We start from the raw sequence: 26,165 nt of genomic DNA on the forward strand, positions 1-26,165 counted from the left end.
TAGCTTATATCCTTTTAACATACAGTGAGTTACAATTAGCATATACTTTATTTCATCCATTGGAGAGTGTGTCATGATTTATCGCGATCCAGCCTTAAAACTCTTGTCTCATGTGTATTGGCATCAGAAAAAAGAGTTTATGTTTGAGCGTGATGACTACCCTTGCTGGACGTTGTTTGCGGTGGAAGAAGGGAGCTTCTTCTATGAAATTCGTACGGAGCAAGGAGAGGCTAGATTCGGAGATCTGGTGCTTTGCCCCCCTCGAACCGTGTTTCGTAGAAAAACGATCGAGCCGCTGACTTTTCATTTTATACAATTTATAGGGGAACCCCATATGGAACACGAAGCTATCTGGAAGGGAAAGCTGTCCGTACAAGATCTGCCGCGCCTGACGTCCAGTTATCGCTATTTGCGATCTATGCAAGGGTGGGATGAAGAGAGCACACAGCATAAGTTGCACCTTGTGAATGATCTGTTCCGAATCGTACAAATGGAAAATCTTATCAAGGAGGGCTCACCTGCAACTATTATAGATGGAGATATGGAGCATGCACGGGGCTTTCTGACCGATCATGCGTTCGGTAATCTATCGATGCTGGAATTAGCCACTTCTTTGGGACTGACGCCTGTTCAATTTACCCGCAGGTTTCGGAAAGCCTTTGCCCAAACACCAACCGAATTTATTAATGACTTGCGTCTTACGCGTGCGAAACATCTGCTGGAAAATACGACATTCACTCTGGATATGATTGCGGTCCAATGTGGATATGAGAATGGCTTTTACTTGAGCCGAGTGTTTACGCAAAAAATCGGCAAGGCACCCTCCTTGTACCGCAGTATGCATCGGGTATAGCACAAAAGCACAACCCCCCAGATCTTCATAGAAGACTGGGGGGTTGTGTGCTAAAGGCTAATTGCCCGTATACGGCAGTTTTCCTTCGGTATATTCGTTCTCAGGCTTACGAATCCAACGCTGTAAGTAGCCTTGTGTATGTAAGGCTTTGATCAGAATGATCAGCACTGGCGAGAGAATCACCCCGGCTACCCCAAAGAGGGAGAGGGAAATAATCATGAATGCTAAGGTTGTAAATGCCGAGACACCTAGAGATTCACCTGTGATTTTGGGCTCCATTATCTGTCTAACGAGAATGACTACGAGGAGCAACGCACTTAGCCAAATCGCCAGTGTTGTATTCCCAACAATGAACAAGTAAATAATCCAAGGGATGAATAAGGTGGAGACGCCGAGCAACGGCAGGACATCAAAAATCGCAGATAGAAGCGCGATAGAGAACGCGTTATTCACATTCAGTACGAGCAAGGCAATAAAGACAACGATGAAAGTCAGTGTAATGAGCTTGGCTTGTGCTTTTATGTAAGATACGATCCCCTTCACGACATTTTCTTTGAGAAAAAAGAAGACGGATTTGAAGGTATTCGGTGTTTGCTCACTTGCAATACGTTTCCAAGATTCAATTTCGATGCTTAAGAAGTATGCGAGAATGATGCCGACGATGAAATTGAACATGAACGTGGAGAAGGAGGTCAGGGAAGCCACTAAGCCTGATAAAAAGGCGACAAGGAACGTAGAAGCTTTGCCAGCAAATTGGCCAGCATAATCTTTGGCTTTGCCAGTTACATCGTCAGGCAGGGCTTGGAAGCGATCATTTAACTCGGCAATCCGATGAATAATCTGCTCATTGAAAACCGCCGCATAGTCATCGATTTTATCCACAAGACTCATGATCTGACTGGTGAAAATGACGACTGCCCCTGCTAATGCCCCTAAAATGATAAGGACGAAAACTAACGTTGAGATAGCGGAAGCTAAAGATTTGCTCATCCCTTTACGATTCAAGAACCGAGCTAATGGCTCGATCATCATGAATATAATCAAAGCCAAGAAGATTGGCGTGGCGATGGCGTACAAATAACTGAATAACAGCATGAATAAGTAGACGGTTAATGCGATGAGCCCTATATCAAATACCGTACGCCAATATTTCTTGTAAAAAGAAAGCATCCCTTTTCCCCCAGATCGTTATTGTTCAGTTAAAATAATCGGTCCATTACTTGTGATCGCAATCGTGTGCTCGTATTGAGCAGATAGGCTGCCATCGTACGTTCTAGCTGTCCAGCCATCTTGGTCAACTTTGGAGTGATATTTACCTACATTAAGCATAGGTTCAATGGTGAAAACCATGCCTTCCTTGATGCGCGGCCCTTTACCTGCGGGTCCATAATGAGGCACTTGAGGTTCTTCATGCATCTCGGAGCCAATTCCGTGACCGATGAAGTCTCTAACAACGGAGAAGCCTTGTGACTCGGCATAGACTTGTATGGCATTGGCGACATCGCCGATCCGATTGCCGACGACAGCTTTTTCAATGCCTTTATATAAGGACTCCTTGGTAACTTGCAGGAGTTTCTCAGCAACAGGGGAGATCGTACCCACCGCATAAGACCAAGCGGAATCAGCTAACCACCCATCGATGCGAACGACCATGTCAATCGTAACAATGTCACCATCATTTAGCGGTTCTTTCTTCGGGAAGCCATGACAGATGACGTCATTAACCGAAGCGCAGGTTGCGTAGGGGTAGCCGTGATACCCCTTTTGCTCAGGCGTAGCGCCGTGTTTGGCCAGAAAGCCTTCAACAAATTGGTCGATTTCCCACGAAGTAATGCCTGGGCGAATCATTTTCGCGATTTCTTTATGGCAATCGGCAAGGATTCGGCCTGCTTTCCCCATGGCTTCAATCTGTTCTTTTGTTTTAATCGTAATCATCAAGTTTCTCTCCTCTTGGGCTAGCTTCCCTAATTGTTCATTATGTCCATTTTGCTGACCAAAGCTTCATCTCTCTAATAATTTGATGCAGATCCTGCCCTTTTGGTGTCAAGGTATACTCAACAGTAACAGGAACTGTAGGGAACGCCATGCGCTCAAGAACCCCATGTTCTTCTAAATGTCGCAAAATATCAGTAAGGGACTTGGGACTGATACCCGTAATTTGGCGCTGAAGCTCTCCGAAACGCTTCGTTCCACAGAATAATTCACGAAGGACAAGAAATGCCCATTTCCCGCCAATAACCTCCAAGGTTCGTTCAACGGAACATTCGATTTCTTTTGGGATTTTGGGAACATAGTTGCTAAGTGGAGCGACTTTTTCATTTTCCAAAGTTGACATGAGATCGCTTCCTTTCATCAAAATTGTGCAAGGTACTTACTTTAAGGTTAGTAAGTTAACAATTTGTAATAAGGGATTATTACTCATACTACTATGTATTTTAAAGTTCCTTATGGAATTTGGCAATAGAAGGGCAGAATAGGACGAGGTTGATTTCATGCGCTAGATTCTTTACAATAGAACTAAATTAAAATTTATTGTTTCAGGAGATGTGTACATATGAAAGTCAAAATTTCTCGCAATGCAGCAAAGGTACTTCAAGTGGAGCTTAATAAAGAAGAAAACCAAGGTTTGTTGGTTCGTGTACAAGTGACGCATAAGCATGGTGATCATGCTCACTATGGTTTGGGTCTTGATGATAAAACAGCAAATGATGTTGTGGTAAACACAGACAAAGGCATCGATGTATTGTTAGATCAAACAGAGCCGCTTCTAGACGGAATTCGCATTGACTACTTCTACACACCTGAGGAAGGCTTCATGATTACTAACCCAAGTAAGGGGAACCACGGAGACCACTAATGCGGAATGATATTCGCATTTGTGATAAATGCAAACACATGAAGGTGAAATCGGCACTTGCCAAAATAAGTGCCATGGCACCGGACACGGAAGTCAAAGTTGCGTGCAAATCGTATTGCGGTCCATGTTCAAGATTCGCATTCATCTTTATTAATGGCCGTTATATAACGGGCGCAACCGAAGACGAAGCCATCGAAAAAGCGAAGAAATACGTGAAATGATCAAAAAGCATCCGTCCAATGTGGACAGGATGCTTTTTTGTACTTGATAAGCTGGAGTCAGGCGTGAACAGCGGATTTCTCAATCAGCTTACGAATTTCACGATCGATCTTGTGAGGCTTCGTAGTCGGAGAGAAGCGTTTGATCACATTACCGTTACCATCAACTAGGAATTTCGTGAAATTCCACTTGATGCCAGATCCGAATAGGCCGGATGCTTTACTCTTCAAATAACGATACAACGGATGAGCATCTGAGCCATTCACATCGATCTTGGCGAATAACGGGAAGTTCACACCAAAATTAAGCTGGCACGCCTGTTCAACTTGTTTATTATCACCTGGCTCCTGATCTTTGAATTGATTACAGGGAAAGCCGAGGACACTGAAGCCTTGATCTTTATAGGTGTCGTGTAGCTCTTGAAGCCCTTTGAATTGAGGAGCTAATCCACATTTCGTTGCTGTATTTACAATAAGTAGCACTTGATTGTTGTAATCGGCAAGGGATTTCTCATCCCCGCGAATCGTCTTCACTTGAAATTGATGTACACTCATAGTGACACTACCCTTCGCAATTAATATTTATCACAATTTAATTGTACACAATTTTAATTCAAATGAAAAGTTATGTTTTCACCAAATCTTCTAATGCGCCTGTCAGCCAAGGAAACCGCCACTCAAACCCATGCTCTTGCAATACACGAGGAATGACCTTTTGACCTTCAAGGAGCAGGACAGATAGCTCGCCAAAAATCAACTTCATCATAAATGCGGGAACGGGGAAGAGATTGGGTCTTCGCATGACAGCCGCAATCGCGCGTCCCAATTGCTTATTCGTTACCGGATTTGGTGCTGTGGCGTTAACGGGACCAACAATCGAGTCATTCTGAACGCAAAAGTCAATCATTCTCACCATATCGTCGATGTGAATCCAAGAATGCCATTGTCTGCCACTGCCCACGGTGCCGCCAACACCAAGCTTATATGGAAGCGCCATTTTGGGGAACGCGCCTTCTTTATTATCCAACACAAGACCAACCCGCACCTTCACAAGACGTGTTCCTTGGATAAGATCAGCGGCAGCTTCCCATTGCTTAACAACGCTTGCTAAGAAATCCGTCTGTCGATAAGGACTCGTCTCGTCAAAGGTATCCGTCTCCGAAATGCCGTAATACGACATACCTGAAGCATTCACAACAACCTTAGGCTTCGGGTCCATTTGGGCCACTAACTTGGCTACATGCTCAGCGGCTTGAAATCGGGATTGTACAATTCGCGCCTTAGCCGCTTGCGTCCAACGTTGACTGATGGATTCACCCGCCAAATTTACGATAGCATCAAGATCTGCAAGCAATTCCGTATTTCGATCCAACTCGTCCCACGTTAACGTTCTAACACCTGGTACCTGCTTCGAAGATGAGCGGGATATATTAATAAGTTCGTGACCTTCTCCTAACCAGTAAGTGATTAATCGTTTTCCGATAAACCCGCTGCCGCCTGTGATCGCTATTTTCATATTCAAGCACCTCCATATCATCATTATAAATTCATCATCCAATAAATACCATTGAAGTGAATGCAATAGAGAAAGGTAAACTTCTCCGTCTGAAATAACGACATTATTCGCTATTTTCGTGTATAATTGGAATTCGGTTATTAATTAACCAAAGGGTAATTCGTGTATCAGCGAGAGGAGTCATCGTCTATGAATCGTATGCGTCAATTTCTTCAAGCCTATCATCCTATCGTACATACGCTAATCTTAGGTACGGTCATGGCCCGGGCTGCTTCTTCTATGAGTTTACCGTTCCTAGCAATCTATTTGGCGAAACACACAGATATGAGCCCAGGGCTCATTGGTATTGTCATTGGAATGGGGGCATTAGCTGGCACGTTCGGTGGTTTTATCGGCGGCGCACTGTCAGACCGATTTGGAAGACGAGTCATTATGCTCGCGGCACTTTTCGGTTGGGGAATCGTCTTCCTTGGTTTCGGAGTCGTCAAACTACCAGTTCTGTTTATGCTGCTCAATATGTTAAATGGGCTTTGCCGTTCCTTCTATGAGCCTGTATCGCAAGCTTTAATGGCAGATCTAACTGATCCCTCCAAAAGACGGCAGGTCTTCTCACTTCGGTATATGGCCATTAACGTCGGTGTAGCAGTCGGTCCATTGCTGGGAGCTTTCTTTGCAACTATGAACGGAGCATTACCCTTTCTACTCACAGGAATCATTTATTTAATCTATGGCCTAACACTTTACGCTCTTCTCATTAAGTTTGGGATTAAGAAAATCGAAGGTGAGAAGAAATCTATCGTCACTTTCCGCTCAGCTTTAGGCGTTATTCGTAAGGATATAACGTTCCGGTTGTACATTATCGGAGGGATTATCGGGGCGATTGGTTATTCACAGGTCATGGTGACATTGTCTCAGTACTTAGAGAGAGATTTCGTTAATGGTGTCCAAATGTTCGCGATTCTCATGAGCGCCAATGCCATTGTCGTCATTGTGCTGCAGATTCCTTTGGGGAGATGGGCAGAAAAGTATTCACCTCTAACAGCAATTGTTGTCGGGAACTTCATGTTCGCACTTGGGGATGTTGGTTTTGCTTTTTCACACTCCCTGACATGGCTCATTATCTCGATGGGGATTTTCACGTTCGGTGAAATACTGAACTATCCAGCCGCGAATATGTTGATCGATAAACTGGCTCCAGAACATATGCGTGGAACCTACTATGGTGCCCAATCGTTAACGAATATTGGTCACTTTATGGGGCCATGGATTGGCGGCTTTTTATTAGTATCCTATGGGGGCAGCACGCTCTTTCTCGTGATAGCTATTTTGTCGATGTTGGGCTCGATTTTCTATTGGAGAGGCACAAAATGTCAAAATAGGGTAAAAATATCGTCGAAAATGCAAATATTTTGATGGAATTCGTAAAAATAGTTCCTTGGAACTATTCGATTTCAAATCATCATCCCTTATTCTTGAGAGTATAACAAGTATTTCTATGAAGGTATCAACTAAAAGATTGTGCACATCATCTCGACAAAGGCAAAGCTGGCGAAAGCCAGTGACGCAAAGCTACAGGGGCCTTACTTCTCCTTCAAAAGGACAAGCAGCCAGCCAGCCGCCGAACGATTGGGAATTCACTTACAGAACCCCTCTAGTCGGTTCACTACGGTGGGGTTTTTCTCTGTCATAGCGGAGCAAAGGAATGCAATGGAATGACAAGTACAAAGGAGGCTCTCGCGGCATGAAATCGGAAGTTAAATTGCAAGATGAACAGAAAGCAACATCGTTATGCGGTAACCATGTTGCACGTTTAGTGCCATCCACGGATGGACCTAAACTTATGATTAACCGTGAAGAATATGCATTAAACGAAGCGTGTTGGGATGTGGAGATGTTTCACGGGAGAAACAATAGCATTCTAATCTTCTACTGGAAAGGTGAAGTAAAGCTTTCGGTGAAAATGCCACCTATGGCACAAATCGAAGCGTTTGTCACAAGACTTTTCCAATGTTTATCATCCAAATTGAGAGTGGTTCAACCTATTTAGGTGAATCGCTCTTTTTTTTCGCTTGTAGAAGATAAGGCAGCGGGAATAATTAGAGATTTCCTCATTGTCACCAATCGACCCTAGCTGATATAATATACGAATACAATTCGTAGTTCTTAAGAACTATGTGAAAGGGGATGCATGGCATGAGATTGATTACACGTTCCGATTTCGATGGTTTAGTATGCGCGATGCTCTTCAAACAATTAAATATGGTGGATGAAATGAAATTTGTCCATCCCAAAGATATGCAGGATGGCTTAATTGAGGTTACCGAGAATGATATCCTGGCTAATGTTCCCTATGTCGCTGGATGTGGCTTATGGTTCGATCATCACTCCAGTGAACTCACACGGATGGGGGAATCAGTAACGTTTAAAGGAGAAACTCGGCTTGCTCCAAGCGCTGCGCGAGTGGTCTATGATTACTATGGTGGTAAAGAAACCTTCGGCGATATCGACGATATTATGATTGGTGTAGATAAAGCGGACTCCGCACAATTTAGCAAAGAGGACATTTTGAATCCAAGCGGTTGGGATTTGCTTTCGTTTATTATGGATGCACGAACGGGATTAGGTCGTTATCGGGATTATCGCATCAGCAACTATCAGTTGATGGAGGATCTCGTTGAGCATTGTGCAACGAAATCCGTAAGCGAGATCATGGAATTGCCCGACGTGAAAGAGCGAGTAGCTCGTTACTTTGAGTTAGATGCACTATACAGGGACATGCTTCAAACCTATACCCGAGTAGAAGGAAATGTCGTCATTACGGATCTTCGTGACGTGGAGACTATTTATCCAGGGAATCGTTTCATGATTTATGCGCTGTATCCGGAGCAAAACACCTCCATTTGGATCGTTGATGGCCGAAATAAACAAAACTGCGTATTTGCTTGTGGACACAGCATTGTCAATCGCACGGCACAAACAAACATCGGTGATTTGATGCTTCAAAATGGTGGAGGCGGGCATCAAGCTGCAGGGACTTGCCAAGTGGACTATGCGCAAGCCGACGAGGTTCTTCACAAAATCGTTGAAACGATGCAAGCAGCAGGTTAAAATAAGTGGACAAGCCGCAGCAGGGGAGCAGCCCAGCATGCGGTTTTTCTTTGTAGGGAGGTCATTTTCAATGAAATTAAATCAGATGCATCACGTTGCGATTATTTGTTCGAATTACGAGCAGTCGAAGCATTTCTATGTTAATCTACTTGGACTCACCGTTATTCATGAAACTTATCGCGCAGAAAGAGACTCATACAAATTGGATTTACGAATTGGGGATACCCAGCAAGAAATTGAATTGTTTTCTTTTCCGAATCCACCCCAGCGTGTGAACCAACCCGAAGCCAGGGGACTACGTCATCTTGCCTTCGTTGTTGCAAATATGGAACAAAGTGTCCAAGAGTTAGAAAGTAAAGGAATTCTGGTTGAGCCAGTGCGGATAGATCCGATTACGGGGAATCTTTACACCTTTTTTGCGGATCCTGATGGACTGCCGTTGGAATTGGTGGAGATTGTTGGATAGGTGAAATTCCGAGCGGGTCGAAGGAGAGCGGACTGCTGACTAAATAATCGTAGAGCCATTAGTTAGATGGATGGTGATCGGTCGCCAGAGCTCTTATTTGTCCATTTCGCGGGAAATTTCCTCCAAAAATGGTGAATTGCTGAGCGCTGGTGTCTGACAGTTTGGGACGGGAAACAGGCTTCCCCATATGGTGCAATCCAAAAACAGCGTAAGCTAAGAGATCTAACCTCTTAGCTTACGCTGTTTTGGAATGTTATTGGTACTTTACCTGCGCGGAGGCAGAGGGCCTAGATATTGGAACAAATTACATTCGATACGACCGTTAAAAAGCTTACGCTTCTTGTCGGCGCGGCGGTTCATGTAATGCTCGAGCTGTGTGCTCGGGCTTAGAATGAACAGGCTCCACGACGGCATCGGCCTGGTCAGTGCACCGAGCTCGCGCAGCGCAAGCTCGACATCCGGTGCTTCACCAAGACGCTCGCCGTACGGCGGATTGGTGATTAAGCAGCCATAATCGCCGCGCGGGCGCGCTTTGGCGATGGGTTCAACCTTCAGCTGGAACTGCTTCGTCAATCCAGCTGCCTTAGCTGCCGCCTCTGCCACTTCGATGGCAGCAGGGTCAATGTCGCTGCCGACGATGTGCAGCGGCACGTTGTCTTTGACCGCGTCGAAGGCTTCGTCGCGGGCTTTGTCCCAGAGCTTGCGGGGAATGTTCCCCCAAGCTTCACTAGGGAAGCTGCGCCGCAGGCCTGGCGCGATATTCCAGCCGATCATCGCGGCTTCGATCGGGATGGTTCCCGACCCGCAGAACGGGTCGTAGAGCGGCCGGTCGACGTTCCAGCGGCTTAACAGGATCATAGCGGCCGCCATTGTTTCCTTCAGCGGCGCTTCGGTTACGAGCTTACGGTAGCCTCGCTTGTGCAGGCTCGGGCCTGTCGTGTCGATCGTTAGCGTCGCGATATCGTTCAGCAGGGCCACTTCAATCACGTAGCGAGCTCCGTTCTCGGGGAACCACTCGGTGCCGTAGCGCTGCTTCAGCTTCTCGACAACAGCTTTCTTAGCGATCCCTTGGCAAGCAGGAACGCTGGATAATTGTGACTTATGGGATCGCCCCTCGACAGGGAATTCGGCATCGTTCGGAATCCAGTCTGGCCAAGCGAGCGCTTTGGTGCCTTCGAAAAGCTCATCGAAGGTTGTTGCTTTGAATTGCCCCATAAGCACGAGGACGCGATCTGCGGTACGCAGCCAAAGATTCGTGCGACAGATGGCCAATTCGTCACCAAAGAATCGGACGCGTCCATTCTCGACAGTCAATTCCTCATAGCCGAGATCACGGATTTCGCGGGCAACGATAGCCTCAAGTCCCATCGGGCAAGTGGCGATTAGTTCAATTTTTTGTGGCATAGGTATAGTCCTTCCATCCGGGTTGTACAACGCTCAGAAAACTCATACAATTAACAAGTATAGGACAAATAGGTTACACTTACAAACGGGTAATGCAAAGTTCCTACATATGATGCGAATTTAGGAGGTCAAATACATGGAAACGATCACTGCGGAAAGCTATATGGAAGGTTTATATGAAGAAGATGCCGTACTATCACGGGTGAAGGAAGTTATTGTTGCTCATAACATGCCTGAGATTTCGATCGCCCCAGGATATGGCAGATTGTTAACGATGCTGGTTACGATGATAGACGCGAAGCGAGTGTTGGAAATTGGTGCGTTAGGCGGTTACAGCGGCATTTGCTTAGCGAGAGGGTTAAAAGAAGGCGGTAAGCTCATATCCCTGGAGCTGAAACAAGATTTCGCGGATGTAGCGAAGCGCAACGTGACGGATGCCGGTCTCGGAGAATTCGTTGAATATCGGATTGGTGAAGCACTCCATCACTTGAATGAGCTGTTGGAGCGGGGCGAACGCTTCGATTTCTTCTTTATTGACGCGGATAAAGTGAATTATCCGAACTATCTGGAGCTCGCGATCAAGCTGGCGAATCCAGGGGCAATCATTGCGGGAGATAATACGCTGATGCGAGGCAAAGTTGTTGATGAGGGGCAGACGAAGGCATCCGTCCAAGCGATGCGAACGTTTAATCAGCGGATTGCGACAGATGAGAAGCTGGAAAGCACCATACTTCCGGCGTATGATGGTTTGGCTTTAGCACGGGTGAAATAGATCAATTGTTAGAAAGAGCGATCCGCAGTTGGCTGCTGATCGCTCTTTCGTCATGTTAGGATGCTTTTTCTTTCGTATGTAAATCAGAATCGATCCTAATCGTATCTTTTATTTGTGGTTTAATTTGTGTTAGTGGTGCCTGAGGTTGCTTGGCAGGTTCGAGGTGAGTCGTTGTACGTTGTTTCTTGAAGCTCAATGTGCTTAAGCTGTTCCAATAGATAAACAAACATTCTGCACAAACGATAATCAGTAGGATTCTACGCCAATTTAGCTTCATTTAGATAAGCCTCACTTTCCATCACACCCCTATATTAGCATATAGTGGAATTAATTTCCATGAGTTTTCATCCAAGGGTAAAATCTTTCCGAAATCGCTTGGCATGTCGAATAAATGGGAAACCTCCATCTAATTTTTGCGATTTTTGCAGATTGTTCGGATTCGATGGAAAAAGAGAAAGTACATCTAAATACCTCATTTTTCGAGAAAATGAAGGATAGAGTGGAGATTAGCTACCTAAAATCCAGTTATTTGAGCAAAAGTGTGTTTTGGGCTGATAATAACTGGATATTTTCCATTTAACTTGCTGGGTGGAAGGAAGAGTTATATTGGAGTAGTTGGGGTTACATGCTTAATCACTCAAATGCACCAATCCCGACGTAATCTCCAACTCATACCGTCGACTATCGGGCATCTGAGCATCGTACGCTATCTGTACAGCTCGCTTGATATCATAGGGGACTCGAACGAATTGCAACGTAACCCCTGCTTGAACCGCAGGATCCGTCTCTCCCTCGATCACACAGTAACACGCCTGAGGTATACCATCATAAGGAATACCAACACTGCCCACATTGAACAGCATCAACCCGCTGCGCTCTCCCAGACTCGCCTTCTCCTTCTCCGAAGGATTGCTCAACGTCAACATATAGGGGATATGAATATCCCCATAGCCGACAATATCAGGCTCATTCCCACCGTAAGGGAGTTCGGTCATCTCCGTATTCGCAAACATCGCTAGCCGCTCTTTCTTGGAAGCTTCTCGTTTCAATCGATGAAAAACACTTTGAGCAGAGGCGTGGAACAAGCGAATATGTTTCCCGCTTAGCATCAGATCGATCGAGAATGGGAGCTGCTTCAAATAGGCGAGACGCTCATCGCCAAGTGATTGCTGCTGCCATAAGCCTGCAGGCAACTCCTGCGGCATTGTAATGCCGAGATCCCAGTTGCCTTGCACAACAGCTTCACAAGTCAATTGGATGAGGTCGATAACCTCTGCCGAGCTTGGCCCTTTGCCAACAAGATCGCCAAGACAGAAGATACGTGTAAGGCCTCTACGCGCAATATCGTGAAGCACTGCTTCTAATGCAGGTAGGTTACCATGAATATCGGAAATAATAGCGATTTTCTCCAAGCGACTGGTTCCTTTCTTTTCCTAAGTATTGCTTCTGTTATACCACACAAGGCAGACAATCTGAAAATGTGAGTCTTACCCTATTACCCAACGATGTCGACTTCTGTTATAATTTGTAGGGGGAAAGGGGAATGTTTGAATTGGAATCTAGACAAGATCGTCACGGTAAATCGAAAAAAGAATCAAATCCGAGCAAAAAGCCTTCACTTAAGGTTTTAGGTGGCTTCACAGTTGCAGCGATTGCTTGTTTCGCTATTGGAATCGGAGCTTCTTATTTGTCATCCAATTATAATAATGGGGATGAAGAGGGAGCAGCATCAACACCAATGGCTGTTATTTCACCGAAACCATCGACCAACACTACGAATGGAAATTCGACTGTGCAGGTAAGTCCCAAGGCTTCTGCCATCGTTACCCCGACACCAACACCATCAGCGAATGCAACAGCGGTAAAGCAAGTAGGAACTGGCGCACAAGTGAAGTTAACTTTTGTGGGTGATGTCATTATGGCCTCCAAAGTGGAAGATATTCTTAAGCAAAAAGGCTATGATTACCCGTACACGCATGTAAAAGATTTCTTAACCAAAGCTGATTTTACAATTGCAAATTTGGAATCGCCAATAACGACTAGAGGCAGCGTTCAGAGCAAAGAGTACGTGTATCGTTCTGCGCCTGAGGCATTGCCCCCGCTTAAACAAGCAGGTGTTGACATTGTCAACCTAGCCAATAACCACATCATGGATTATGGATCTGAAGGTTTGTTAGATACGATGAAAGCCCTGGATCAAGAGGGCATTAAGCGAGTGGGGGCTGGCAAGGATAATGCAGAAGCCTACCAACCAACGATCGTGGAAAAAGATGGTATGAAGATTGCTGTTTTTGGTTTCAGTCGTGTCGTTCCAGAAGCTTCTTGGAAAGCTGCGCCTGGTCATCCTGGCGTTGCCGAAACGTATAACTTTAAGCCGCCTGTTGAAGCCATTGAGAAAGCCAAAGCAACTGCAGATCTGGTTGTTGTTGTAGCTCATTGGGGAGTAGAACGCGATGACAATCCGGATAAGTATCAGAAGGAACTCGCTCATCGTTATATTGATGCAGGAGCAGATCTGGTTATAGGCGGACATCCGCATGTCTTACAAGGCTTTGAACAATACAAAGGCAAATGGATTGCCTATAGTTTAGGTAACTTCATTTTCACGACGAATGACACGCCGAAAACTTGGGAAACCGTCATCTTGGAAGCGGCTTGTTCAAAGGACAAGTCCTGCGATATTCATCTAGTGCCGATTTTGACGAAATCAGCCTTACCAACGCCAATGAATGAGGAAGATGGATCGAAGCTATTCCAACGTTTAAGTAAAATATCTATCGGTGCTACGGTGGATGCGCAAGGCAATGTGAATAAGAAATAGTAGAGGAGTTCATCTGACATGACAGCTACGATCCGTAATATATATTGCGTTGGACGGAACTACCGGGCGCATGCTGCAGAACTTGGGAACGATGTCCCGGACCAACCGATGATTTTCACGAAACCCACGCATGCGTTAGTACAAATGGATGGAGGTGCTCTGTCACTTCCTGGTGATCAAGGTGAAATTCATTATGAAACTGAACTCGTCTTGCATATTGCAAAGCCATACATAGATGGTATGAAAGTCGATGACATCGTCGATCAATATGCCCTTGGGATTGATTTTACACTTCGCGATGTGCAGAACGTGATTAAGAAAAAGGGGCAACCATGGCTGCCTGCCAAAGGGTTCCTGAAGTCAGCGCCAATTACAGCCTTCCGTCCGTTTCCTGGGGCATCGGAATTGATGAAATCCAACTTCCAGCTTCGTCAGAATGGACAAGTTATTCAAGATGGGAACATATCACATATGATTTTCGATCTTCAAACCATCATCGATTATATCGCGAAGCATTATGGTTTAGGTCCTGGCGATATCATCTTCACCGGAACACCTGAAGGCGTCGGACCTGTTCATAATGGCGATCATTTAGAGCTTCTCTGGGGAGAAGAGCAATTTGGAGCTTTTTCCATTCATTTATAGCATAAAAGGGCAGTCTCTTAGGTCACATCGACCTGAGAGAACTGCCCTTTTTCGTTGGCATTCTATGTATTCGTTTCAATTGGATTAGCTAAAGCTTCATCCGAATATTGCTCTCTTACACGGAGAATAGCAGGTAATTGTTTGAAGAAGGCATCAACCACATCCGGGTCGAAATGCTCTCCGCGTTCCTCTTGAAACAATTGGAGAATGCGATCTAGCTCCCAAGCTTTCTTGTAGACACGATCACTTCCAAGGGCATCGAAAACATCAGCTATCGCTGTTATACGCCCGTAAATATGGATCTCTTCGCCTTTGATACCGCGAGGATACCCTCGACCATTCCATTTCTCATGATGCTCATAAGCGACTACCGCGGCTGTTTTGAGAATATGTCGAGTCGAATTACGAAGCAGATTATAGCCGATCAGCGTATGATTCTGCATAAGTTTGAACTCGTCCTCAGTTAGCTTGCCAGGCTTATTGAGCACCGCATCAGGAATGGCTACCTTGCCAATATCATGCATAGGTGATGCAATTTTCAGCAGTTCAGCCTCATCTTGACTCATACCCAACTCAAGCGCAAGTAAATAAGAATACTCGGCAACACGCTTCACGTGATTACCAGTTTCCTTAGATCGACTTTCACCAATTTCCCCCATTCGGAAAATAATTTCTTTCTGCGTCTCCTCAATTTCCATCGTTAGGAGGGCAGACTCTAATGATTTTCCAGCGTAAGAGGAGGCCAAGGTTAAATATTCCATATCTTTGTCTGAGAATTGCTCACTCGAAGTTAGCTTATTAATCGCTTGATAAGCCCCCATGATCTCTCCTTGGCTATTGCGAAAGGGGATGACCATTAAGGCTTTCGTGTGATAACCCGTTTGTTGATCCGTACGGATAGCGCCATTTTCTAAATATGATTTGTATTCCTCATTGGTATAAGCATCATGAATAAAGACAGCTTGATCATTCGTTACAGCATAGCCTACAAGGCCAGCAGAACTTGGAATCCGGATTTCATCAAGACCATGAGCCACTTTGGACCATAGTTCATTCTTCTGAGTATCTAGCAGCCAGACGGTACAACGATCGGAGACAATCATCTCACGCCCCATATCCGCCATTAGCATAAGTACGTTATCAAGCAGCCGTTCGTTTGCAATCTTGGAAGCATAGTCGAATATGACACGCAGCATTTCTTCCGGTTCTAGGTCTCTTTTGAAAGTGGAATTGGTAGTGAAGTGATCTTGCTCCATGTCAGCCTCCTATCGCTTATCACCTTTATAGTATCATAAAATAGGTGATTTATGGTTAACAATTTGCAGAAATAACCGAAAATTGTCGAATTAATTTTACAAAACGCTATAATAAAGAGTCGTGGTTGAATATGATACAATATACATACTAAATCTACCAAAAAATCTGAATGGATAAGAGGAGAAACCTTTTTATGCTGTTTATGCCGGTAGTCTACGGATTCATAGGAAGCGTATTGATTGCAGGTGCTGCCTACTGGAAGAAATCTTTATCTATGACGGGGCTGATTGCTGCGGTGCTGCTAGGAACAACGATGTATGCGTGTGGGAGCCTAGCATGGTTCGGGACACTCATCGCGTTCTTCATTTCTTCAAGTTTGCTATCGAAACTCAAACAACAACGTAAGGCCGCTGCAGAAAGTGGCTATGCCAAAGGAGGGCGACGTGATGCAGGTCAAGTTGCCGCCAATGGAGGACTTGGTTTGCTGCTTTGTATCGGAAATGCCATCTGGCCAGATCCCGTCTGGTGGTACATCTATATAGGGGTTATGGCAACCGTGAATGCCGATACGTGGGCTACAGAAATAGGCGGGTTGAGCAAGTCGATCCCTCGGTCTATCGTGAATGGGAAGCGGGTTACTGCGGGAACTTCAGGAGGAATTACGGGATTAGGGATAGTAGCTTCCTTGCTTGGCGGAGCGTTTATCGGACTTGTAGGGGGCATTTTCAACCAAATTGGGGAGACACAGGCGTTAAATAGTTCAATCATTCTCTTAGTCTTGGTAGGTGCAATTGCCGGCTTAGGTGGATCTCTTATGGATTCTTGGCTTGGGGCAACGCTGCAGGTCATGTATCATTGCGAGGTTTGCGGTAAAACGATTGAGAAGCAGGAGCATTGTACTCAGAAAGCTAGGCAAATTCGAGGCCTGCGCGGGATGAGTAATGATATGGTAAACGCAGTATCCTCATTAATCGGAGGGGTAATATGCTTCTACTTGAGCAGCTTACCTCTCTGATGGTTGTTTATCAGTAACCCTAAATAACGTCTAAACACTCGGTTCTTTCTGTTCGATGTCGAAAACCGTGGAGGATACGGTGGGGGGGAGTTGCACTTCGTGAAGTTGTTTTTCTAATTGTTTCACTTTACGCTGCAGCTTATATTGACGTACCATACCGAAGAGACCAACAATGAGACCACCTAATAAGGTTGAGGTTAAAATGACGAGAATTAAAGGTGTTGACGTCGTGGTAAACATGAAGTTTACTTGTACAGGTTCAACATTGACGACTGCGAATACTGCTGTGATTAGAGCAAACACTAAAGCACTGATTAGGATCCATTGCATCTTCATATAGCCATCATCCTCTCATGTTTAAGAAAAAGGTTGAAAGCCAATGCTTTCAACCTTTTCGTGTTCTTGCTAGCCGCCCTCGCTCGTATTCAGAAGGGCGGGAGTAATCTCGGAATCATTTACTTCGTCAGCTCTTCCATTTGATCCAGCAATGAGCTGAATACGCTCATCGCTTGTTTAATTGGCTCAGGTGTAGACATATCTACGCCGGCCTTCTTAAGAATGTTCAGCGAGTAGTCACTGCCACCGCTTTTGAGGAAGCCGAGGTAGCGGTCAACCGCTGGCTGGCCTTCATCCAAAATCTGCTTCGCAAATGAAGTAGCAGCAGAGAAGCCTGTCGCATATTTATAAACATAGAAGCTGTTATAGAAGTGAGGAATACGTGCCCATTCCATCTCGATATCTTGATCGACGACCATGTCATTGCCATGGTACAGCTTATTCAAACCGTAGTAGATTTCGCTGAACTCTTGTGGTGTCAGGGACTCGCCTTCTTCTGCCTTCTCATGCGTAATCATTTCAAATTCTGCAAACATCGTTTGACGGAATACCGTCGTGCGGAACTGATCTGCGTAGTACGTGAGCAAATACATTTTTTCCTTCGGATCTGTTACACGCTTTAACAGGTAATCCATCAGAAGTGCCTCATTGAGTGTCGAAGCAACTTCAGCTAAGAAAATGGTGTATTGCGCATAACGATACTCTTGGTTCTCATCTGACAAATAGGAATGAATCGCGTGACCCATTTCATGCGTCAACGTGAACATGCTGTTCAGATTGTCTTTATGGTTCAACAATACGTACGGATGTGTGCCGTAAGCACCCCAGCTATAAGCACCATTGCGTTTATTTTTGTTCTCGTATACATCGATCCAGTGGTTGTCGAAGCCATCTTGAAGAATTTTCAAGTAATTTTCGCCTAGCGGTGCCAAGCTTTTCTTGATTTCTTCTTTTGCTTGTTGATACGTAATGTCCATTTTGAACTCTTCTACAAGCGGTGCAAACAGGTCATACATATGTAACTCATCGACCTTGAGCAGCTTTTTACGGAGTTTGAGATAGCGTTGCAGCTGCGGCAAGGATTCATGAATGGTGGAAATTAAGTTCGTATACACTTCTTTCTTAATGTTATCCCCGAAAAGCGTGGACTCAAGAACAGAAGGGTAATGACGGGCTTTGGCATAGAAAATGTTTTTGTTGATGTTCGCGCTTAGTGTAGCGCCGATCGTATTGCGATTGTTACGGTATGTTTCATATACAGCTGTGAACGCATTCTTCCGAACCTCAGGGTCACGGCTCTCCAGGAACTGGATATAGCTGCCGTGGGTGAGCTCGACTTCTTCCCCTTTTTCGTTCTTCACCTTCGGGAACTTCAAATCCGCATTGTTCAACATGCCGAAAATCGTACTCGGTGCGCCTGCCATGTTGCCTGCTTGAGCGAGAAGTGCTTCTTGTTCTTTCGATAACGTATGTGGCTTCTGACGAATCATTTCTTCAAGCGTATCTTTATAAAAAGATAAGGAAGGATCGCTCACAAGCTGCTGAAGCTTTTCGTCCGAAAGGCTTAAAATTTCAGGAGAAATGAAGGAAGCTGCTTCGCCAACTTCAACACTAAGTTTTTTTGCTTTTTCGGATAGGGCTTGATAAACAGGTTCAGCTGTATCTTCGTGATGCTTCATGTTCGCGTAGACATATAATCGTTCCATTTTCACGGAAAGCTCATCTTCCAATTGGAAAATTTGCTTCACAGAAGCCGCATCGTTAAGTTTTCCTTGGAAGGCACTGACTTTGCTAAGCGAGCTTTTTACCTCTTGAAATTCTTGATCCCAAGCCTTCTGATTGGCAAATAAATCCTCCAATTGCCAACGGTGCTCGGCCGGTACTTGCTTGCGTTCCAATAATTGAGTCATCGTAGCCCTCCTGTCCTTGTTTTGAGATTGGGGTAAGCTGGTATCCTTTGCGTGTAAATCAGCTATGGGGATGGAGCTAAGAAGAATCCCCATTACAGCTGTTACATAGAGAAGGCGCATTGCGGTCACGCTCCCGGCATATTCCCATGAGGGAAGTTCTAACTGAAATCCCATTCCATGGTTTTCACCTAGTATGACCGATTGCAAGTTTAATTATCATTATATGAAAAAGCTGGATGGAAGTAAATTCAAGTTCCTGCTCGGAAGAAGCTAAGCAAGATCAGAACGAAGGATATGGAAACCATAACTATCGCCAGCAAAGCTAGATAGCGTTTCATTTGTGCGGGAAGGCTGTCTTTTTTCATAATCAAAATGATCGCCAGGCAAAAGGATACAATTACAAATGTGAGTATAGATCCAGAATCGGTCATCGAAAATCATCCTTTTTCCTTATAGAGTATGATACTTGTTCCATATCATACTAATTTTCGCTGCGCAGGGTCAAACTCCTTTTTCAACCGGCATGCTGCATCGAATCTTGGGGAGATTCATCGTCTTCCTCTTTCACGAGAATGAATTTGCCGCGAGAATCCATTTTAACCGTGTAGCGATCCTCAGGAGAAATTTGTGCCTCTTCACTAAGTTCCTTAGGAAGTGTTAATTGTCCGCTATCCCCGACACTTACTTGATAGCCAATCATCTTTGACCATTTACCTGCACCTAGGACGAGGACGACAAGTAATCCGATGAATAGCCATTTGCCTAACGGATTGGATTCGAAGAAGGGGGCAAGGAACTTTTCTCCCGTTATCATTTTGCCGGCAGTAAGCGCAAGCACGCCTGCTCCGATATAAATTATCGAAGGATACTTCTCGATCCATTTAATGAATAATGTACTTCCCCATACCACGATAGGAACACTGATCAGGAGACCAATAATCACTAGCAGGAAATTCCCATGTGCTGCGCCAGCGACCGCAATGACATTATCTAAACCCATGACCGCATCAGCGATGATGATGGTCCGTATGGCAGCCCACATGCTGTCTTTCGCTTGCATATTTTCATGATTTTTCTTTTCGCTCAGAAGCTTATACGAAATCCATAACAGCAAGATTCCACCGACCAGCAGCAGTCCAGGTATTTTGAGCAACGTTACAACAACAAGTGTTGCTAATGCACGAATCACAATCGCGCCAACTGTGCCCCAGAGAATGACTTTCTTTTGTGTTTCTTTTTTCAAATTACGTGCAGCCATCCCAATTACAATCGCGTTATCACCAGCAAGCACCAGGTCAATCAGAATAATACTTAACAGAGAGACGAAAAAGCCCGTTGACAACCAATCCATACGCGAACACACTCCTTCAAAGTTTTTTTGATGCAAAAAGAGCCCAGCACCGTTTGTCCGGTGAAGGCTCTAATTCATCAAAAAAGACCTTCACCAATGTACATGGCAAAGGTCTTGCTAACAACGTTGTCGTTGCCAATAAAGCCGGGATCTGATGAGGATCCGAATTGACGACTTTACTGTATCAGCTACTCCCCTTTGGAGTGTTACTATGAGTTTATACGAGTATTATATGCGTTGCGTTTCAAAATAGTCCGCTTTTTCTCATACGTTTTTAAAAGCGTCCATAATAGCTTGCCATTCTTCTTCGGTGCCATCGAATTTATCTTTGGCGAAGCGTTCGCTGGCCCAGTGCAGCATGGCAGGTCGTCCAATAAAGTTGTGGCATTCTTCGCCCCATTGATCAGAGATTTCGGTTAACACGATTTTAGTACCTTGAACCTCGACATTGAGCATGTTCCATTTATCTTTTTTATAAATCGTATGTCTTTTGAAAGGTTGATGCGACATGGCCTTTTTCCTCGTTTCTGTTATAAGCTTATAGATGAACATAATCGTATCATAAAAAGCTGTGATTTCCAAACGAACAGATCGTTATATTCATTATTTTCATATTGCGCTGGGAAAGCTCTCGTGATAGAATTCTCCTAATCCTTTCCAGAGGGAAGGGGTTAAGAGCCGAGTTGAGGAGAGATGAGTATGGAACAGAAACAAGTTTATGAGCAAGTTGGGGTTGCAATGACCTCAAGATCGTATGTTGAATATGAGAAAATGTTTATGTTGCAGACGGCAGATTTGATCGGTAAACGAGTGTTGGACGTCGCTGGCGGCGCATCTTCGTTTACGTCAGAAGCCAGTCGGCTTGGTATCTACGCAGAGGCGGTTGATCCGCTGTATGCGAATTCGCCTAGTGCTATCTCAGCTCATGGTATGCAAGAGATTGAGCTTGTTGCAATGAAGATGGCCAAGTTAGTTGATGTGTACGACTGGACGTTTTACGGGTCTGTCGAGCAACATCGGGCAGGACGCATTCAAGCACTGCAGCGTTTTGTAGAGGATTTCTCAAACGTAGAAGGATCAACCAGATATCATACAGCGGCTTTACCTTCTTTACCATTCGAAGCGGAGAGCTTTGATCTCGTGATGTGCAGTCATTTTCTTTTTCTATATGAAGAACAGTTTGATTATGCATTTCATGTAGGGGCTGTTCGTGAGCTGCTTCGAGTTTGCAAGCCAGGCGGAGAGGTAAGGATATACCCGCTAATGAGTTTCCGCACAGAGGAATATTCGTACCTTCCTGAACTAATTAACGAGTTCGAGTTGGCTGGATTTAACGTTCAAAAGCGAGAAGCTAGTCTACCTTTTCTACCGAATTCTCATCAATTTTTAAGCATAAAAAAGTAGCCCTCTGCATAGTGAAAAACCTTGGTACATCAACAAATTTCAGCTTATCCACCTCGGATTTTCCGTTGATTTTTCACCACTCAAATGGTATAATTTCCTTATTCGTCAAAGATGGCGATATTTTTAGGAGGTTGTTCATTTGAAGGGTACAGTGAAATGGTTTAACGCAGAAAAAGGGTACGGTTTCATTTCTGTTGATGGAGGCGACGATGTATTCGTTCACTTCTCCGCTATTCAGGGCGAAGGATTCAAAACATTAGAAGAAGGCCAATCCGTTGAGTTTGATATTACTCAAGGAAACCGTGGTCCTCAAGCAGCTAACGTCACCAAATTATGAGAAATCCTTAATCGCAGTTGCTCGAAGACGAGCGGCCGCGTACAGAGGTAGGATTTATCGCCAATAAGAATTCCGTTTTCGATTGCCGAAAACTTATAGTATCTCTTATATGGTAAGATTCTGGGACTCCCTACTTATAAATAGTGTCATAGCACAAGCAATAAAGACAGTTCTCGAGTTCACTCGAGGCTGTCTTTTTTGTTTGCTTTGTTCTCATTTTTTCATTTTGGCGGGTATAAGCCATGCCATAGAATATCGATAATTTGCGTAGCGGCTTCCCCTTCGTGTGGGAACATTTTATTTCCGTCGCCGTCCGTCGCATGACCCATCATGAGAAGTGAGGTATAAGCACGAGCGATCACACGTGGATTGACGGGGCCAATTTCCCCGGAGTCAATCGACCTATGGAATTCAGTTTCGAGCGCATCCAATATACCTTGTTCGGACTTGCGCATGGCTTTCATTTGCTCATCGGAAAGTGTGGCCTCCATCTTGCGCATGAAGGAATGCAGGTCGAAATCGACCGCTTTCAGATGACCCTCTGTAATGCCGAGAAGCCTTTCGCGAAGCGGAGCAGGTTCGCTTAACCGTTTAATGGTTACCCGTCTTACGTTATCCATCAATTGGATCATGGAGGCTGTTAGCAGGTCGGATTTGGAAGGGAAATAGTAATAAACAGATGCTTTCGTTACCTGGCATTCTTTGGCGATATCGTCCATGGAGACGGACTCGAAGCCCCGGGACAAGAATAAGGGAATAGCGGTCATTAAGATTTTCTGATTAAGAGGCATGTCTCCCTGGGAGACGCGAGGTCTGCCAAGAGGCTTTGATTTTTTTTCCATAAGTGTCACTCCTGAGAGGATTCTAAATAAAACTTGATTAATTAACTGACAAGTATATATAATTAATTCGATTACAAGAATAATTATAACACTATTTCATTTTTTAGGAGAGAGGCTGTATCATGCATGAAAATTTTTTATTCAGTAAAATAGGCGGTATTGTTGCGGGACGACGCAGCAAATGGGTAACATTGGCCATTTGGATTTTACTTACAGGCATTTTATCTGTCTTTCTACCTAACGTCAATTCACAAGAAAATAATGCCGCACAACAACTGCCATCTGATGCTTGGTCACTTGAAGCAGCTGCGCTGATGAAAGAGCAGTTCCCAAGCAATGAAGGTGTGCCAGCACTCGTTGTCTGGTATCGTGGATCTGGTCTGACAGATCAAGATTTGGCTGCTGTACAGAAGGTTACGAAACAGCTCACAGAAACACCATTAACGGCTCAGAAGGGATTGCCCCCATTGCATCAGATGCCTGCTCCTGCACTTAAGGGCATGGTATCCAAGGATGGCAAGATACTCGTCCTGCCGATTTCGTTTAACGAAGGAACGGAAACAGAAGTCCTCCAGGAAGGTATGGAGAAACTCGAAGAGATAACCGTAAGTCAATTAGGGAGTGACCCCTTTGAAGCGAAAATAGAGGAAGATGGTTTACATGCGCGAATTACAGGCCCTGTAGGCATTCAGTCCGATGCAACTGCGCTATTCAAAGGCGCAGACTTAACCTTACTCTTGGCAACGGTGTTGCTTGTTCTTATTCTTCTCATACTCCTATACCGCTCCCCAATTCTGGCGATTATACCATTGGTTGGTGTAGGATTTGCGTATGGCATCATTTCACCAATTCTTGGTTACCTTGCACAGCAGGGATGGATCACGATTGACGCGCAGTCGATCTCCATTATGACTGTCCTATTGTTCGGAGCAGGCACGGATTATTGCCTCTTCTTCGTGGCTCGTTACCGACAAGCCCTATTGGTTGAGAAAGACAAATATACCGCGCTTCGTGATTCATTCGGTGGTTCAACAGGTGCGATTGGAATGAGTGGACTCACGGTAATTGTTTCCTTGCTGGGTTTACTATTTGCTCAATATGGCTCCAATCATCGGTTCGCGATTCCGTTTAGTGTAGCGATCTTCATTATGGCTATAGCGAGTCTAACTCTTGTTCCAGCACTTCTTGCTATTATTGGACGTGTGTCATTCTACCCGTTCATTCCTTTGACAGCAGAAATGCGAGCGGAGAAAGAAGCACGCAAGGGGAAACGCATTCGCGAGCAAAAGCCTGTTGGTGCGATGAATGCAGCGCTTGGCCGAGTGGTAACGGAAAGACCCAAAAGTGTGCTCGCTATCTCATTAATCATTCTTATTGCCTTGGCAGCTTTTGCCCCGCAAATTAAATTTACCTATAATATTCTGGAATCGTTCCCTTCAACAATGCCGTCACGTGAAGGCTTCAGCTTGTTATCGGAGCATGTTTCACCGGGATCATTGGCACCAGTTAAAGTGGTCGTCAATACAGAAGGGAAAACGCCAGATGTCCAAGGAGCGCTTGCGAAGTTACCTTATATCGAATCGGTGAGTAAACCAGAGGATAGTAAGAAGGACGCCAATTATAAGGCGTACGAGATGATTTTTAAGCAAGATCCGTACGACTTGGAAGTGATTAATCGAATTCCTGAGATTCGAAGTACCCTGGAACAGAAGTTAATTGAGTCAGGTATAGCGAACCCGCGGGTTTGGGTAGGTGGAGAGACTGCCACCCAATATGACACCAAAACTGTCGTAGAACGGGATACGAAAATTGTTATTCCTGTTGTTATCACGGTAATCGCGATCCTTTTACTCGTTTACTTACGATCCATTGTTGCGACCGTCTATCTGATTGCAACCGTACTGCTTTCCTATTACTCAGCGTTAGGTGCCGGGTGGCTCATATTGCACTATTTTATGGATACGGCTGCGATTCAAGGATTGATCCCGCTGTATGCATTCGTCTTCCTCGTAGCGCTTGGTGAGGATTATAATATTTTCATGATTTCGAGTATTTGGCAGGCAAGGAATCGGTTGAGTTTGAAGGATGCGATACGATTAGGCGTTAGCTCAACGAGCAGTGTTATCACTTCAGCAGGCTTGATTTTAGCAGGCACCTTTGCGGTTCTAGCTTCACTGCCGATTCAAGTGCTGGTGCAGTTCGGTGTCATTTGTGCCGTCGGTGTTATATTAGATACTTTCATCGTTAGGCCGTTCCTTGTCCCTTCCATTACGATGCTGCTTGGAGATGCGGTGTTCTGGCCTAGTAAAGTGAAGCGGGCCCCACTCGCGTCTGATTCTAAGAATTAAGTATGACAAAAAGGAGCCATCCGCAAATCGCGGACAGCTCCTTTACCATTTAGTCGATGATTTCAAGAATATCATCGATTTCTTTACGGGCCATTTTGCCAGGTTTATCCTTCGGATAGCCAAGGGAAATAACCATGTTAATTTGATACTCTGCGGGAATCTCCAAGTAAGCTCGAATTTGATCTTGTGCTAAAAGGACAGGGCCTGTCATAGGGCACGTCGCGAGGCCTCTAGCATGCGCAGCAAGCATAAGGTTCTGCGAAGCTAAGCAAGAGCTCTTGATGCCTTCTTCGGCCCAAACATGATCATCGACCAATTGAATCGGATCGAAGATGCGATCGCGGAATTTGGATTCATAAGGTGTCGCCAAGCAAATGATAAGAACAGGCGCATCCGAGAAGGCTGTTGCGTAAGGTCCAAAGGATCTTACCAGCATGCGTGCTTCTCTGGACAGACCTTTCTCCTCTGCAGCCGCGGCACGAAGATGCAACTGGTCCCAAGTCAATTGCTCGATATGTTTGATCTTCTCTGTATTTCGAATGGCAATAAATTTCCATGTTTGTGAGTTCGTATCACTGGGAGCATAACGAGCACAGTCAATGATTTCTCGAATATCTTCTACTGCAACGGGTTGTTCGGTAAAGTTGCGAATACTGCGTCGTTCAAGAACGATGGTTTTGAAATCTTCATACATCATAATAAATG

The 26,165-nt window shown here is 44.9% G+C and carries 29 protein-coding genes and 1 riboswitch; of the genes, 14 read left to right on the forward strand and 15 right to left on the reverse strand.

Annotated features, from left to right (window positions below):
* The first annotated feature begins 73 nt into the window (after positions 1 to 73).
* The gene (locus ASG89_RS10995) at positions 74 to 853 is read left to right on the forward strand and encodes an AraC family transcriptional regulator (RefSeq protein WP_057310615.1); all 780 of its coding nucleotides are present in this window, start codon (positions 74 to 76) and stop codon (positions 851 to 853) included.
* A gap of 57 nt (positions 854 to 910) precedes the next feature.
* On the opposite strand, the gene ytvI is transcribed toward ASG89_RS10995, so the two are convergent.
* Genes ytvI through ASG89_RS11010 form a run of 3 tightly spaced genes read right to left on the reverse strand, consistent with a single transcriptional unit; the run spans position 911 to position 3,188 of the window.
* Positions 911 to 2,023, reverse strand: a complete 1,113-nt coding sequence (ytvI, locus tag ASG89_RS11000; RefSeq protein WP_057310616.1) for a sporulation integral membrane protein YtvI — start codon at positions 2,021 to 2,023, stop codon at positions 911 to 913.
* 18 nt (positions 2,024 to 2,041) lie between these two features.
* Entirely contained in the window at positions 2,042 to 2,788 is a 747-nt protein-coding gene (gene map, locus ASG89_RS11005) for a type I methionyl aminopeptidase (RefSeq protein ID WP_057310617.1), read from the reverse strand.
* A gap of 40 nt (positions 2,789 to 2,828) precedes the next feature.
* Positions 2,829 to 3,188, reverse strand: a complete 360-nt coding sequence (locus ASG89_RS11010) for a winged helix-turn-helix transcriptional regulator (protein ID WP_056616422.1) — start codon at positions 3,186 to 3,188, stop codon at positions 2,829 to 2,831.
* A gap of 219 nt (positions 3,189 to 3,407) precedes the next feature.
* On the opposite strand from ASG89_RS11010, the gene ASG89_RS11015 reads away from it, so the two are divergent.
* Positions 3,408 to 3,710 carry a hypothetical protein gene (locus ASG89_RS11015; RefSeq protein WP_057310618.1) on the forward strand — a complete coding sequence of 101 codons (303 nt, stop codon included), beginning with the start codon at positions 3,408 to 3,410 and terminating at the stop codon, positions 3,708 to 3,710.
* Entirely contained in the window at positions 3,710 to 3,931 is a 222-nt protein-coding gene (locus ASG89_RS11020) for a DUF1450 domain-containing protein (RefSeq protein WP_057310619.1), read from the forward strand. The genes ASG89_RS11015 and ASG89_RS11020 overlap by 1 nt, the downstream gene beginning before the upstream one ends.
* A gap of 57 nt (positions 3,932 to 3,988) precedes the next feature.
* Here ASG89_RS11020 and ASG89_RS11025 read toward each other — a convergent pair whose 3' ends face one another.
* On the reverse strand, positions 3,989 to 4,483 hold the full coding sequence (locus ASG89_RS11025) for a glutathione peroxidase (RefSeq protein ID WP_057310620.1): 495 nt from the start codon (positions 4,481 to 4,483) through the stop codon (positions 3,989 to 3,991).
* 70 nt (positions 4,484 to 4,553) lie between these two features.
* Positions 4,554 to 5,444, reverse strand: a complete 891-nt coding sequence (locus ASG89_RS11030) for a TIGR01777 family oxidoreductase (protein WP_057310621.1) — start codon at positions 5,442 to 5,444, stop codon at positions 4,554 to 4,556.
* Positions 5,445 to 5,633: 189 nt separating this feature from the next.
* Between ASG89_RS11030 and ASG89_RS11035 the strand changes: the two genes are divergently transcribed.
* The 4 genes from ASG89_RS11035 (at position 5,634) to ASG89_RS11050 (ending at position 9,018) form a co-directional block, all read left to right on the forward strand.
* The gene (locus ASG89_RS11035; RefSeq protein WP_057310622.1) at positions 5,634 to 6,857 is read left to right on the forward strand and encodes an MDR family MFS transporter; all 1,224 of its coding nucleotides are present in this window, start codon (positions 5,634 to 5,636) and stop codon (positions 6,855 to 6,857) included.
* A gap of 115 nt (positions 6,858 to 6,972) precedes the next feature.
* Positions 6,973 to 7,067: riboswitch (cyclic di-GMP riboswitch) on the forward strand.
* Between the two features lie 118 nt (positions 7,068 to 7,185).
* On the forward strand, positions 7,186 to 7,491 hold the full coding sequence (locus tag ASG89_RS11040; protein WP_057310623.1) for a hypothetical protein: 306 nt from the start codon (positions 7,186 to 7,188) through the stop codon (positions 7,489 to 7,491).
* Positions 7,492 to 7,637: 146 nt separating this feature from the next.
* On the forward strand, positions 7,638 to 8,552 hold the full coding sequence (locus ASG89_RS11045; RefSeq protein WP_057310624.1) for a hypothetical protein: 915 nt from the start codon (positions 7,638 to 7,640) through the stop codon (positions 8,550 to 8,552).
* A 70-nt stretch (positions 8,553 to 8,622) separates the two neighbouring features.
* On the forward strand, positions 8,623 to 9,018 hold the full coding sequence (locus ASG89_RS11050; RefSeq protein ID WP_057310625.1) for a VOC family protein: 396 nt from the start codon (positions 8,623 to 8,625) through the stop codon (positions 9,016 to 9,018).
* Positions 9,019 to 9,282: 264 nt separating this feature from the next.
* Here the strand turns inward: ASG89_RS11050 and ASG89_RS11055 are convergent, their stop codons facing one another.
* Positions 9,283 to 10,422 (reverse strand): THUMP domain-containing class I SAM-dependent RNA methyltransferase, encoded by a 1,140-nt coding sequence (locus tag ASG89_RS11055; protein WP_057310626.1) that lies wholly within the window; start codon positions 10,420 to 10,422, stop codon positions 9,283 to 9,285.
* Positions 10,423 to 10,558: 136 nt separating this feature from the next.
* Here ASG89_RS11055 and ASG89_RS11060 point away from each other — a divergent pair, with 136 nt between their 5' ends.
* On the forward strand, positions 10,559 to 11,194 hold the full coding sequence (locus ASG89_RS11060; protein ID WP_057310627.1) for an O-methyltransferase: 636 nt from the start codon (positions 10,559 to 10,561) through the stop codon (positions 11,192 to 11,194).
* 55 nt (positions 11,195 to 11,249) lie between these two features.
* Here ASG89_RS11060 and ASG89_RS11065 read toward each other — a convergent pair whose 3' ends face one another.
* Positions 11,250 to 11,471, reverse strand: a complete 222-nt coding sequence (locus ASG89_RS11065; RefSeq protein WP_057310628.1) for a hypothetical protein — start codon at positions 11,469 to 11,471, stop codon at positions 11,250 to 11,252.
* A gap of 352 nt (positions 11,472 to 11,823) precedes the next feature.
* The gene (locus ASG89_RS11070; protein WP_057310629.1) at positions 11,824 to 12,606 is read right to left on the reverse strand and encodes a metallophosphoesterase family protein; all 783 of its coding nucleotides are present in this window, start codon (positions 12,604 to 12,606) and stop codon (positions 11,824 to 11,826) included.
* Between the two features lie 131 nt (positions 12,607 to 12,737).
* Between ASG89_RS11070 and ASG89_RS11075 the strand changes: the two genes are divergently transcribed.
* Positions 12,738 to 14,015: a CapA family protein gene (locus ASG89_RS11075; protein WP_057310630.1), complete on the forward strand. Its 1,278-nt coding sequence runs from the start codon at positions 12,738 to 12,740 to the stop codon at positions 14,013 to 14,015.
* Between the two features lie 18 nt (positions 14,016 to 14,033).
* The gene (locus ASG89_RS11080) at positions 14,034 to 14,660 is read left to right on the forward strand and encodes a fumarylacetoacetate hydrolase family protein (protein ID WP_057310631.1); all 627 of its coding nucleotides are present in this window, start codon (positions 14,034 to 14,036) and stop codon (positions 14,658 to 14,660) included.
* A gap of 62 nt (positions 14,661 to 14,722) precedes the next feature.
* Here ASG89_RS11080 and ASG89_RS11085 read toward each other — a convergent pair whose 3' ends face one another.
* Positions 14,723 to 15,916 carry an HD domain-containing phosphohydrolase gene (locus ASG89_RS11085; RefSeq protein WP_057310632.1) on the reverse strand — a complete coding sequence of 398 codons (1,194 nt, stop codon included), beginning with the start codon at positions 15,914 to 15,916 and terminating at the stop codon, positions 14,723 to 14,725.
* 239 nt (positions 15,917 to 16,155) lie between these two features.
* Between ASG89_RS11085 and ASG89_RS11090 the strand changes: the two genes are divergently transcribed.
* Positions 16,156 to 16,932, forward strand: a complete 777-nt coding sequence (locus tag ASG89_RS11090; RefSeq protein WP_414813257.1) for a DUF92 domain-containing protein — start codon at positions 16,156 to 16,158, stop codon at positions 16,930 to 16,932.
* Positions 16,933 to 16,962: 30 nt separating this feature from the next.
* Here ASG89_RS11090 and ASG89_RS11095 read toward each other — a convergent pair whose 3' ends face one another.
* The 4 genes from ASG89_RS11095 to ASG89_RS11115 all read right to left on the reverse strand — a co-directional run bounded on the left by ASG89_RS11095 (position 16,963) and on the right by ASG89_RS11115 (position 21,039).
* Positions 16,963 to 17,268 (reverse strand): lipopolysaccharide assembly protein LapA domain-containing protein, encoded by a 306-nt coding sequence (locus ASG89_RS11095; RefSeq protein WP_082592975.1) that lies wholly within the window; start codon positions 17,266 to 17,268, stop codon positions 16,963 to 16,965.
* A 119-nt stretch (positions 17,269 to 17,387) separates the two neighbouring features.
* Entirely contained in the window at positions 17,388 to 19,178 is a 1,791-nt protein-coding gene (gene pepF, locus ASG89_RS11100) for an oligoendopeptidase F (protein ID WP_057310634.1), read from the reverse strand.
* A gap of 514 nt (positions 19,179 to 19,692) precedes the next feature.
* Positions 19,693 to 20,529, reverse strand: a complete 837-nt coding sequence (locus ASG89_RS11110) for a TerC family protein (protein WP_057310635.1) — start codon at positions 20,527 to 20,529, stop codon at positions 19,693 to 19,695.
* Between the two features lie 264 nt (positions 20,530 to 20,793).
* Positions 20,794 to 21,039, reverse strand: a complete 246-nt coding sequence (locus tag ASG89_RS11115) for a hypothetical protein (RefSeq protein WP_057310636.1) — start codon at positions 21,037 to 21,039, stop codon at positions 20,794 to 20,796.
* 189 nt (positions 21,040 to 21,228) lie between these two features.
* Between ASG89_RS11115 and ASG89_RS11120 the strand changes: the two genes are divergently transcribed.
* Both ASG89_RS11120 and ASG89_RS11125 read left to right on the forward strand, forming a co-directional pair.
* On the forward strand, positions 21,229 to 21,933 hold the full coding sequence (locus ASG89_RS11120) for a class I SAM-dependent methyltransferase (RefSeq protein WP_063867813.1): 705 nt from the start codon (positions 21,229 to 21,231) through the stop codon (positions 21,931 to 21,933).
* 139 nt (positions 21,934 to 22,072) lie between these two features.
* Positions 22,073 to 22,270: a cold shock domain-containing protein gene (locus tag ASG89_RS11125; protein WP_028556542.1), complete on the forward strand. Its 198-nt coding sequence runs from the start codon at positions 22,073 to 22,075 to the stop codon at positions 22,268 to 22,270.
* 221 nt (positions 22,271 to 22,491) lie between these two features.
* Here ASG89_RS11125 and ASG89_RS11130 read toward each other — a convergent pair whose 3' ends face one another.
* On the reverse strand, positions 22,492 to 23,112 hold the full coding sequence (locus ASG89_RS11130) for a TetR/AcrR family transcriptional regulator (RefSeq protein WP_057310638.1): 621 nt from the start codon (positions 23,110 to 23,112) through the stop codon (positions 22,492 to 22,494).
* 122 nt (positions 23,113 to 23,234) lie between these two features.
* Here ASG89_RS11130 and ASG89_RS11135 point away from each other — a divergent pair, with 122 nt between their 5' ends.
* Positions 23,235 to 25,460, forward strand: a complete 2,226-nt coding sequence (locus ASG89_RS11135) for an MMPL family transporter (RefSeq protein WP_057310639.1) — start codon at positions 23,235 to 23,237, stop codon at positions 25,458 to 25,460.
* A 49-nt stretch (positions 25,461 to 25,509) separates the two neighbouring features.
* Here ASG89_RS11135 and ASG89_RS11140 read toward each other — a convergent pair whose 3' ends face one another.
* Entirely contained in the window at positions 25,510 to 26,157 is a 648-nt protein-coding gene (locus tag ASG89_RS11140; RefSeq protein ID WP_057310753.1) for a nitroreductase family protein, read from the reverse strand.
* Positions 26,158 to 26,165: the final 8 nt, after the last annotated feature.

Source organism: Paenibacillus sp. Soil766 (assembly GCF_001428105.1).
In the GTDB taxonomy this organism is placed as follows: domain Bacteria; phylum Bacillota; class Bacilli; order Paenibacillales; family NBRC-103111; genus Paenibacillus_E.

Bases quoted from the DNA above. Each gene is read 5' to 3' on its own strand.
- ASG89_RS10995 (WP_057310615.1), top strand. From the start codon at position 74: ATGATTTATCGCGATCCAGCCTTAAAACTCTTGTCTCATGTGTATTGG.
- ASG89_RS11095 (WP_082592975.1), bottom strand. From the start codon at position 17,268: ATGAAGATGCAATGGATCCTAATCAGTGCTTTAGTGTTTGCTCTAATC.
- ASG89_RS11060 (WP_057310627.1), top strand. From the start codon at position 10,559: ATGGAAACGATCACTGCGGAAAGCTATATGGAAGGTTTATATGAAGAA.
- map (WP_057310617.1), bottom strand. From the start codon at position 2,788: ATGATTACGATTAAAACAAAAGAACAGATTGAAGCCATGGGGAAAGCA.
- pepF (WP_057310634.1), bottom strand. From the start codon at position 19,178: ATGACTCAATTATTGGAACGCAAGCAAGTACCGGCCGAGCACCGTTGG.
- ytvI (WP_057310616.1), bottom strand. From the start codon at position 2,023: ATGCTTTCTTTTTACAAGAAATATTGGCGTACGGTATTTGATATAGGG.
- ASG89_RS11085 (WP_057310632.1), bottom strand. From the start codon at position 15,916: ATGGAGCAAGATCACTTCACTACCAATTCCACTTTCAAAAGAGACCTA.
- ASG89_RS11065 (WP_057310628.1), bottom strand. From the start codon at position 11,471: ATGAAGCTAAATTGGCGTAGAATCCTACTGATTATCGTTTGTGCAGAA.
- ASG89_RS11120 (WP_063867813.1), top strand. From the start codon at position 21,229: ATGGAACAGAAACAAGTTTATGAGCAAGTTGGGGTTGCAATGACCTCA.
- ASG89_RS11135 (WP_057310639.1), top strand. From the start codon at position 23,235: ATGCATGAAAATTTTTTATTCAGTAAAATAGGCGGTATTGTTGCGGGA.
- ASG89_RS11015 (WP_057310618.1), top strand. From the start codon at position 3,408: ATGAAAGTCAAAATTTCTCGCAATGCAGCAAAGGTACTTCAAGTGGAG.
- ASG89_RS11030 (WP_057310621.1), bottom strand. From the start codon at position 5,444: ATGAAAATAGCGATCACAGGCGGCAGCGGGTTTATCGGAAAACGATTA.
- ASG89_RS11045 (WP_057310624.1), top strand. From the start codon at position 7,638: ATGAGATTGATTACACGTTCCGATTTCGATGGTTTAGTATGCGCGATG.
- ASG89_RS11040 (WP_057310623.1), top strand. From the start codon at position 7,186: ATGAAATCGGAAGTTAAATTGCAAGATGAACAGAAAGCAACATCGTTA.
- ASG89_RS11115 (WP_057310636.1), bottom strand. From the start codon at position 21,039: ATGTCGCATCAACCTTTCAAAAGACATACGATTTATAAAAAAGATAAA.
- ASG89_RS11075 (WP_057310630.1), top strand. From the start codon at position 12,738: ATGTTTGAATTGGAATCTAGACAAGATCGTCACGGTAAATCGAAAAAA.
- ASG89_RS11050 (WP_057310625.1), top strand. From the start codon at position 8,623: ATGAAATTAAATCAGATGCATCACGTTGCGATTATTTGTTCGAATTAC.
- ASG89_RS11035 (WP_057310622.1), top strand. From the start codon at position 5,634: ATGAATCGTATGCGTCAATTTCTTCAAGCCTATCATCCTATCGTACAT.
- ASG89_RS11080 (WP_057310631.1), top strand. From the start codon at position 14,034: ATGACAGCTACGATCCGTAATATATATTGCGTTGGACGGAACTACCGG.
- ASG89_RS11020 (WP_057310619.1), top strand. From the start codon at position 3,710: ATGCGGAATGATATTCGCATTTGTGATAAATGCAAACACATGAAGGTG.
- ASG89_RS11055 (WP_057310626.1), bottom strand. From the start codon at position 10,422: ATGCCACAAAAAATTGAACTAATCGCCACTTGCCCGATGGGACTTGAG.
- ASG89_RS11110 (WP_057310635.1), bottom strand. From the start codon at position 20,529: ATGGATTGGTTGTCAACGGGCTTTTTCGTCTCTCTGTTAAGTATTATT.
- ASG89_RS11140 (WP_057310753.1), bottom strand. From the start codon at position 26,157: ATGATGTATGAAGATTTCAAAACCATCGTTCTTGAACGACGCAGTATT.
- ASG89_RS11010 (WP_056616422.1), bottom strand. From the start codon at position 3,188: ATGTCAACTTTGGAAAATGAAAAAGTCGCTCCACTTAGCAACTATGTT.
- ASG89_RS11025 (WP_057310620.1), bottom strand. From the start codon at position 4,483: ATGAGTGTACATCAATTTCAAGTGAAGACGATTCGCGGGGATGAGAAA.
- ASG89_RS11130 (WP_057310638.1), bottom strand. From the start codon at position 23,112: ATGGAAAAAAAATCAAAGCCTCTTGGCAGACCTCGCGTCTCCCAGGGA.